The following is an 8,378-nucleotide window of genomic DNA, read 5'->3' as shown; positions in this document are numbered from 1 at the left end:
CCGCGATATTTCGAGCTGACGTCGCCGGCGACGTCGAAATTGGCGCTGCCGCCCGCGTCGCCACCGCCGCCGCCGAGGCGGTCGCTGCCGCCCTGGTTGGTCAGCCTGGCGATGACCTGCTCGACCGGGCCGCCGGGGGCGAACTGGATGACAGCGAAGGATATCGCCATGATGCCGAACAGGGTCGGGATCATCAAAAGGATGCGGCGCAGGATATAGGCGCCCATCAGGCTTTCTGCCTTCGTTGGACCGATATCTCAGCCTTTGCCAATTTTTGCCGCCTTGCCCTTATCGAACCACCACAGCGTCTCGACCGGAAAGCCGAAATCGGGCTTCTGCTCGACAAAGCCGAACATGTCCCAATAGGCGACGCGGTGATTCGCCAGATAGTATGTTGGAATCCAGTCCAGCCGCGCGCGCAAGACCCGGTCGAGCGCTCTAAGCGCCGTGACGAGTTCAATTCGGCTTTTCGCCTTGCCGGCTGCCACGATCAGCGCGTCGATGGCTTTGCTTTCGGTGCCCGGATAGTTGCGCTGCCCCGGCGTTTTCGCCATCCGGGAATCATAGAGCATCTCCAGGCCGTCGTCGGTCGGCGTCGCCCCGATCGACCAATGCAGCAAGGCAAGATCGAAGTCGTAATCGCTCTGCCGCTGTTCATACTGTGCCGAATCGATTTGCCGGATCGATGCGTCGATCCCGATCGCCTTCATATTCTCGGACCATGGGGTGTAGATGCGAACGATGCCGTCATCCTCCGCCAGCATTTCGACCCGCAGCTGCTCACCCTTGTCGTTGACGACGAAACTGCCCGCGCGCTTCCAGCCGGCTTGCGCAAGCAATCTTGAAGCCTCGCCCAGCAGCTTGCGGTCATGGCCCGAACCGTCAGAGAGGGGCTGCGTTACCGCTTCTCCAAAGACCTCTGGCGGCAACTCGGTCCGGAACGGCTCCAGCAGGGCTAATTCGCCAGGCGAGGGCAGGCCTTCGGCCTTGTAGTCCGACCGTTCGAAGTTCGATTGAGAGCGCTCGTAAGAGCCGTAAAACAGGGCCCGCTTCATCCATTCGAAATCGAAGCATCTGGCTATCGCCTGCCGCACCCGCTCATCGCGGAACTGCGGACGACGCTGATTCAGCGCGACAGCCTGCATGTCTGGCGTCTTCTCGCCGGGAAACTCCCGTTTGACGACCTTGCCATCCTTCAGCGCCGGAAAGTCGTATCCGGTCGCCCACACCCGTGAGGTGAATTCCTCGCGAAAATGCGTGTCGCCTTTCTTGAAGGCCTCGAAGGCGGCCTGCCGATCAAGATAGAAGTCGATGCGGATACGGTCGAAATTATAGAGGCCACGGTTCACCGGGAGATCGCGGCCCCAATAGTCGGGCACACGGTCATATTCGACAGTCTGTCCGGCCGCCACGCGTCCAATCTTGTAGGGTCCCGAACCAAGCGGCGGTGTCATCGTCGAGGAATCGAAATCATTGGCCGTATAAAAGGCCTTGGAGACGATCGGCATCCCCACGATCGCAAGGATGTTTTGCGCCGACTGTTTGCCGTTGAGGGTGAGATCGAAGGTGGCGGGATCGACCGCAACCGCGTCGGCCATGTACCGCAACGCCTGGGAAAGGTTCGGATGGCCCTTGTCCTTATAAAGCTTCAGCGCGAAGACAACGTCTTCCGCAGTCAGCGGCGAGCCGTCGTGGAAACGCGCTTGCGGTCGCAGCGCGAAGCGGAAACCGTTGCGGTCTGGCGACAGGGTAACGGTTTCGGCAAGCAGGCCATAGACCGCATCCGGCTCATCGAGCGCGCTTGTCATCAGCGAATCGAAACAGAGTTCGGTGCGCGGCGGCGCCTCCCCCTTCAGCACCAGTGAGTTCAATGTGTTGAAGGTCAGGAAGCTCTGATTGAGGGTCGAGTTCGGCGGCGCGAAATTCATCTGGCCGCCCTTTGGGGCGTCCGGATTGACGTAGTCGAAATGCGTGAAGTCCGGTTTGTATTTGAGGTCGCCGAAGGCGGACAGGCCGTGCAGTTTGGTGCCGGTCGCCGTGTCGGCGAAGGCTCGGCCTGGCAACAGCGTTGCCGCGACTGCGGCCGTGCCGAGGGCGAGAAAGTCGCGACGGGGCAGGGCCGCCATCAATTGCTGCCCTTGTATTTGGCCGCCAGCGCCTTTTCTCTGTCCGGGTCGATCCACCAGGAGTCCAAATCGACGCCGAGATAGGTTGGTTGTTTTTCAGGCATGCCGAACTTGTTCCAGTACGCGGCCCGAACTTTCCCCAAGTGCCATTGCGGCACCATGTAGAAATTCCAAAGCAATACCCTATCGAGGGCATGGGTCGCAGCCGCCAGGTCGTCGCGGTCGGTCGCAAAGATGACGCGGTCGATCAGCGCGTCGACGACAGGGTTCTTGATGCCGGCCAAATTGCGTGACCCGGCCCTGTCCGCAGCCGTGGAACTGAAAAAGTCGCGCTGTTCGTTGCCGGGTGAGTTGGATTGCTGAAAACCTGCGAGCGCCAGCATGTCGAAGTCGAAAGCGCGGGTACGGTTCGTATATTGGCTGTCATCGACAATGCGAAGCGTTGCATCGATGCCCAGGCGCCGCAAATTGTCGATGAAAGGCGAGGCGACCCGCTCGTCAACGGGATCATTGCCGAGGAACTCGATCTTGAACACTTCGCCGGTCTTCGCATTCACCAGCTTTCCGGCCTGATTGATCCAGCCGGCTTGCTTGAAAAGCTCGTAGGCCTTGCGCAAATTCTCGCGACCCGATTGTGGCGTGTCGTAGACCGGCAGCTTGAATTCCTGCGTGAACAGTTCAGGCGGCAACTTGTCTCGAAACGGCTGGAGTATCTCCAACTCCTTGCCCTGTGGCAGGCCGGTCGAGGCCAGATCGCCGCCTTCGAAATAGCTGTCCGTGCGCGTATAGGCGCCGAAGAAAATGGTTCGGTTCATGCTCTCGAAATCATACGCGTAGGTGAGTGCCTGGCGTACGCGCGCATCCTGGAACAGCGGGCGGCGCGTATTTATCAAATAGGCCTGCATGGGTTCCGGTGAGGTCGTGGGGAATTCCTTTTTGATGACATCTCCGGATTTGATCGCTGGAAAGGTATACTCGACCGCCCAACGCTGGGCGCGTGCCTCGGCGCGGAAGTCCTCGAAGCCCCCTTTGGTGAAGGCCTGCCAACCGGCGTTGTCGTCAAGGAAATAGCTGAAACGCTGCTTGTCGAAATTCTCGCGGCCGATCTTCACCGGCAGTTTGGCGCCCCAATAGTCCGGCACACGCTGCCAGATGATTTCGGAACCCGGCTTGAAACTAGCGATCTTGTAGGCTGCTGACCCCAGCGGCGGCTCCAGAGTCGTCTTGGTGATATCGCGCTTCTTGCCGCTGGCGTCGTTGCCCTCCCACCAATGCTTCGGCAGAATGACGAGATCGCCGAGAATCTTCGGCAGTTCCCTGTTGCCTTTCTGATTAAAGTGGAACTCGACCTCGCGATCGGAGACCGCGACCGCGTCGGTGACGTTCTCAAAATAGCGGTTGTACAACGGGCTGTTGGCCTTCAGCACCTGGAACGACCAGATCACGTCGTCGACAGTGATCGGCTGGCCGTCATGCCATTTCGCACGCGGGTCGAGCCGGTAGGTCGCGGAGGAATAGTCAGCCGGATATTTGTAGGCATCGGCGATCAGTGGGTGGCTGGTGCTGCCTTCGTCGGTCGCCTGCTCCAGCAGCGTGTCATAGAGCAGGCCGCCGCCAAACCCGACGAGGCCGGCCGCCGGCGATCCCTGCACGATATAAGGATTGAAGTTGTCGTAGGTGCCGATCACCACCCGGTTCACCGTGCCGCCCTTGGGCGCGTTCGGGTTGACGTAGTCGTAGTGCTGAAAATTGTCGCCGTATTTGGATTCGCCGATCAGCGATGAGGTGGTGCGCCATTCGTCGGCGCGGGTAGCCTGCAATCCCGCCGCCAGAAGGGCTGCCGCCAGCAACGACTTGAGAAGCGTTCGGCCAACCGTCATGCACTATCCTCTTCGCAATGCCCGTTATGGGCAATCTAGATGATTTGGCGCTCGTGAAAACCGCCATGCGCGGCTTTGTCGCCGCATATGCATTTTTCCTAACAAAAAAGCCGGGCTGAACCCGGCTTTTTCAAGGTCGTTGAGCTGACAGTTTGTTTATTTGGCCGGGGCAGCTGGAGCGGCAGGTGTCGCCGGCTTGGCTGGAGCGGCACCTTCAGCCGGCTTTGCCGGAGCAGCTGCATCGGCAGGCTTGGCGGGCGCGGGTGCATCGGCGGCAGCGCCTGGCGCCGGCAGCGGCTTGGGATTGTCCGACAGCGTGCGCAGATAGGCGATGACGTTGGCGCGGTCCTCGTCCTTGGGCAGGCCGGCGAAGCCCATGGCGGTGCCCTTCACGAATTTCTTCGGCGAGGTGATGAAGTGGTTGATGTTGTCGTAGGTCCACTTCTCGGTGCCGCCCTTGGAAAATTCCTTCATGCCGGCCGAATAGGCAAAGCCTTCATGCTCGGCCACGGGGCGGTCGACGAGATCCCACAGATCGGGGCCGACCTTGTTGGGGCCGCCCTTTTCGCCGGAATGGCAGGCCTGGCACTTCTTGAAGACGGCAGCGCCCTGCTCGACATTGGCGGTCGCCAGCAGATCGGCGATCGGCTTGGCTGCGGCAGCAGGCGCGGCCGGGCCGCCTTCGGCGGGCTCGGTGGCCTCGATGGCGAAACCGGGCTTTTCCGGAGCCGGCGAGGCAAACAGCGCATCGGACACAATGCCGACCGAGAAGACCACGAAAACGGTTCCGAGCAATCCGGCGAGCAGTTTGTTGACTTCGTTGGAATCCATACGCCCCTTGCTCCCTTTTCCGGCGGACCGAACCGTCCACTCCGTCCGTCGGTATCGTGACCCACCCTGCCAGGGCGGTCAAATCGGGCGGAAACTAGGTCTTTTGCTGCGGCGTTGCAACACCTATAAGGGCGCTTCCAGTGAGACCTTTTGCCACTTTCCTTGTCCTCTTTGAGACGCCTTGCACCTGAGATGTCCACGCTGATCCTGATCCCGGCCCGCATGGCCTCGACCCGCCTGCCGGGCAAGCCGCTGGCTGACATAGCCGGCGCCCCGATGATCGTCCATGTCGCCCGCCGCGCCGCCGAGGCCGACCTTGGCCGGGTGGTGGTGGCGACCGACACGCAAAGCGTGGCCGAAGCGGTGCGCGCGCACGGTTTCGAGGCCGTGATGACGCGCATGGACCACGAATCCGGCTCCGACCGCATCCACGAAGCGCTGGTCGCGCTCGATCCTGACCGCAAGGTCGAAACGGTCGTCAATGTCCAGGGCGACCTGCCGACCATCGATCCCGGGATCATCGTTGCATCGCTGAGGCCACTCCAGGATAGAGCGGTGGACATCGCCACGCTCGGTGTCGAGATCGTCCGCGATGAGGAAAAGACCAATCCCAACGTCGTCAAGATCGTCGGTTCGCCGCTTTCGGGCACCAGGCTGAGGGCGCTCTATTTCACCCGTGCCACAGCACCTTGGGGCGAGGGGCCGCTTTATCATCATGTCGGACTCTATGCCTATCGTCGCGCCGCGCTTGAACGTTTTGTCGCGCTGAAGCCGTCGCCGCTCGAACGCCGCGAGCGACTGGAGCAGTTGCGGGCACTGGAGGCCGGCATGCGCATCGATGCGGAGATCGTGCGTTCGATGCCGCTGGGCGTCGACACGCCGGACGACCTCGAACGCGCCAGAACCATCCTTGCAAACTGAAAAATCCCTTCGAAGCTGAGACCCCCTGAATCGAGAATTGGCCATGCCTGAAAAGACCAACAGAATATCCTTCCAGGGCGAGCCGGGCGCCAATTCCGACACCGCCTCCCGCAACGTCTATCCATCGATGGAGCCGTTGCCGTGTCCGACCTTCGAGGATGCGTTCAACGCGGTAGAGACCGGCAAGGCCGACCTCGCCATGATTCCGATCGAAAACACCATTGCCGGGCGCGTCGCTGATATCCATCATCTCTTGCCGGAATCGAAGCTGCACATCATCGGCGAATATTTCCTGCCGATCCATTTCCAGCTGATGGTGCTGCCGGGCGTCAAGCGCGACGAGATCAAGACGGTGCACAGCCACATCCACGCGCTTGGCCAGTGTCGCAAATACATCCGCAAGAACGGCTGGAAGGCGATCGTCGCCGGCGATACGGCTGGCGCCGCCAAGATGGTCTCCGAGGTCAAGGACCGCACCATGGCGGCGCTGTCGCCGGCGCTGGCCGCGACGCTCTACGGGCTGGATATCATCGAGCAAAATGTCGAGGACACCGATTCGAACGTCACCCGCTTTGTCGTCCTGACCAAGAACAAGCAATGGGCGGAGCGCCCGTCGCCTGACGTCAAGATGATGACGACCTTCATCTTCCGCGTCCGCAACGTGCCGGCCGCGCTCTACAAGGCCATGGGCGGCTTCGCCACCAACGGCATCAACATGACCAAGCTGGAGAGCTACCAGCTCGGCGCGTTCACGGCGACGCTGTTCTACGCCGACATCGAGGGCCATCCCGACGATCCGCTGGTCAAGCTGGCGCTGGACGAGCTTCGCTTCTTCTCGCGCGAGGTGCGGATTCTGGGCGTCTATCCGGCCAGCGCGTCGCGTGAGCAGTGGAAAGTGGCGGATTAAATCACCGCCCCCAGCGGCACATAGTCGATCTCCATGAACGCCTCGACCTCCGGCACCCAGCGGTCGCGCACGAAGGCGACATGGTCTGGATGGTCGTTGTACCTGTTGTAGGCAGCCTGGTCGGCGAACTCCATCGAGAAGCCGAAATGATAGTCGTTCTTGGGGCTGATCTGCCGCAATTGCTCGAAATGCGTGACGCCTCTGATCGCGGTGAGGATTTTCTTGGCGTCGACCAGGAACCTCTTTTCCTCCAGCGAATGCGCCGGATGCTTCAGCGTGAAAACGACGGTGTGACGGATCATGTCCTGCTCCTGCAATGTCTTTCGGTGTTCGCTGCCATCATTCTGAATCGACCCAGGCGCGGATGAGGTGATGCGCAATGGCGCCTTTCGGTGGCGTGATCAAATTACCGGGATGCTCCCTGGTCAGCATCAGACGCACCTCGTCGCGGGCAAACCAGCGGCAGTCCTCCAACTCGTTGAGGTCGGCCTGTATATCGTCATTGAGCGGCTCGCCGAAGCAGCCGATCATCAGCGAATAGGGAAACGGCCAGGGCTGGCTGGCGTGGTAGACGACGCGGCCGAGCCTGATGCCGGCCTCCTCCAGCGTCTCACGTCGCACCGCCGCTTCGATCGTCTCGCCCGGCTCGATGAAGCCGGCAAGGGCCGAGTACATGCCCGGCGCGAAATGCCGGCCGCGCCCGAGCAGGCACTTCTCCCGCGTCGCCGTCAGCATGATCGCCACCGGGTCGGTGCGTGGAAAATGCTCGGTGCCGCAATTCGGGCAATGCCGCTTGTAGCCGCCGGCCCGCATCTGCGATTCGGTACCGCATTTGCTGCAGAAACGATGGCTGGCATGCCAGGCAAGCAGGGCGGCCCCTTGCGCCATCGCGCCGGCAGCCGCCTCGTCGATCAGCCCTTGCATGTAGACCGAGCGATAGTCGATGGCCTTGATGGTTTCCGGCAATTGCTCGGCGTCGATGCCGGCGGGCACGGCCAGCACCGGTCCCTGTTCGGAAAAACCGAGCAGGATGCCTTGCGCAAGGGAGACCTTGAAGGGCTCGCTCTCGGCGGCGCTGAACCAGGGGTCGAGACCGCCGCCATCCCCGAGCCTCAGATAGAGCCGGCCGCCATTCATCAGAAGCAGCCGCGTCGCCGGGTCGGCGAGCGCCTTGTCGACGGAATCGTCGGCGCGGTTTTCGGATTGCCGGTCGATGGTGTTGCCGGCAAAGCCGACGAACTGGCTCGGCTCGCGCAAAGGCGCGTCAAACAGGCGGAAGCTCATGGAGACTCTGGCGTACGTTGCGGGATGGACACGGGGAACGCTTATAGCGCCGCCTTGATCGTTTCGGCAAACCGCCGCAGGTCGGAACGTTGATAGGGCTCACGCAGGCCGTGCCCCCATACCGGGCCTGGCCAGCCGGGATCGCCTTCCGAACGCGCAATGACATGGATGTGCAGCTGGCGCACAATGTTGCCGAGAGCGCCGGTGTTGATCTTGGTGCAGCCGGTCGCTTTTTTCAGTCCCTGTGCCACCATATTGGTCTCGAAGGTCAGCATCGCCTGGTCGAGCGGCGTCATGTCGTGATTTCCTCCGCGCCCGGCCGCTGCGGCACCAGGAGCAGCCATGGCCAGCGGCGGTCGTTCATCACGCGCAATTCGCACAGCCCAAGCCACATCAACTGCTCGCTGTCCGCCTCCAGCCGGGTGTCCA

7 protein-coding genes and 2 pseudogenes are annotated in these 8,378 nt (G+C 61.6%); 2 read left to right on the top strand and 7 right to left on the bottom strand.

Annotated elements, in window-relative coordinates; all coding sequences use genetic code 11:
• The 4 genes and pseudogenes from EN993_RS26415 to EN993_RS26400 all read right to left on the bottom strand — a co-directional run.
• Positions 1-227 (bottom strand): annotated as a pseudogene (locus EN993_RS26415) (microcin ABC transporter permease); the annotation flags it as partial.
• A 30-nt stretch (positions 228-257) separates the two neighbouring features.
• Positions 258-2,126, bottom strand: coding sequence for an extracellular solute-binding protein (locus EN993_RS26410; protein ID WP_127265230.1), 1,869 nt, complete (start codon positions 2,124-2,126; stop codon positions 258-260).
• Entirely contained in the window at positions 2,126-4,006 is a 1,881-nt protein-coding gene (locus tag EN993_RS26405; RefSeq protein ID WP_127265229.1) for an extracellular solute-binding protein, read from the bottom strand. Before EN993_RS26405 ends, EN993_RS26410 begins: the two co-directional genes overlap by 1 nt.
• 156 nt (positions 4,007-4,162) lie before the next feature.
• The gene (locus EN993_RS26400; protein ID WP_127265228.1) at positions 4,163-4,837 is read right to left on the bottom strand and encodes a cytochrome c family protein; all 675 of its coding nucleotides are present in this window, start codon (positions 4,835-4,837) and stop codon (positions 4,163-4,165) included.
• Between the two features lie 192 nt (positions 4,838-5,029).
• Here EN993_RS26400 and EN993_RS26395 point away from each other — a divergent pair, with 192 nt between their 5' ends.
• Complete coding sequence (locus EN993_RS26395; RefSeq protein ID WP_109666287.1) at positions 5,030-5,758, top strand: 3-deoxy-manno-octulosonate cytidylyltransferase; 729 nt, start codon at positions 5,030-5,032, stop codon at positions 5,756-5,758.
• 43 nt (positions 5,759-5,801) lie between these two features.
• A complete protein-coding gene (locus EN993_RS26390; protein ID WP_127265227.1) occupies positions 5,802-6,665 on the top strand; it encodes a prephenate dehydratase in 864 nt (287 codons plus the stop codon).
• Here the strand turns inward: EN993_RS26390 and EN993_RS26385 are convergent.
• The 3 genes and pseudogenes from EN993_RS26385 to EN993_RS26375 form a co-directional block, all read right to left on the bottom strand.
• Positions 6,662-6,967 carry a Dabb family protein gene (locus EN993_RS26385; protein ID WP_127265226.1) on the bottom strand — a complete coding sequence of 102 codons (306 nt, stop codon included), beginning with the start codon at positions 6,965-6,967 and terminating at the stop codon, positions 6,662-6,664. The genes EN993_RS26390 and EN993_RS26385 overlap by 4 nt on opposite strands.
• A gap of 37 nt (positions 6,968-7,004) precedes the next feature.
• Positions 7,005-7,949 carry an NAD(+) diphosphatase gene (gene nudC / locus EN993_RS26380; RefSeq protein ID WP_127265225.1) on the bottom strand — a complete coding sequence of 315 codons (945 nt, stop codon included), beginning with the start codon at positions 7,947-7,949 and terminating at the stop codon, positions 7,005-7,007.
• 41 nt (positions 7,950-7,990) lie between these two features.
• Positions 7,991-8,378: pseudogene (locus EN993_RS26375) on the bottom strand (HIT family protein); the annotation flags it as partial.

It is taken from the genome of Mesorhizobium sp. M7D.F.Ca.US.004.01.2.1, assembly GCF_003997785.1.
GTDB lineage: Bacteria > Pseudomonadota > Alphaproteobacteria > Rhizobiales > Rhizobiaceae > Mesorhizobium > Mesorhizobium loti.
The sequence above is the reverse complement of the archived record's forward strand: the minus strand, read 5'-3'. Positions and strand labels throughout refer to the sequence as shown.

Coding starts and splice junctions, on each gene's coding strand:
- EN993_RS26400 (WP_127265228.1), bottom strand. CDS start 4,837: ATGGATTCCAACGAAGTCAACAAACTGCTCGCCGGATTGCTCGGAACC.
- EN993_RS26385 (WP_127265226.1), bottom strand. CDS start 6,967: ATGATCCGTCACACCGTCGTTTTCACGCTGAAGCATCCGGCGCATTCG.
- EN993_RS26410 (WP_127265230.1), bottom strand. CDS start 2,126: ATGGCGGCCCTGCCCCGTCGCGACTTTCTCGCCCTCGGCACGGCCGCA.
- nudC (WP_127265225.1), bottom strand. CDS start 7,949: ATGAGCTTCCGCCTGTTTGACGCGCCTTTGCGCGAGCCGAGCCAGTTC.
- EN993_RS26390 (WP_127265227.1), top strand. CDS start 5,802: ATGCCTGAAAAGACCAACAGAATATCCTTCCAGGGCGAGCCGGGCGCC.
- EN993_RS26395 (WP_109666287.1), top strand. CDS start 5,030: ATGTCCACGCTGATCCTGATCCCGGCCCGCATGGCCTCGACCCGCCTG.
- EN993_RS26405 (WP_127265229.1), bottom strand. CDS start 4,006: ATGACGGTTGGCCGAACGCTTCTCAAGTCGTTGCTGGCGGCAGCCCTT.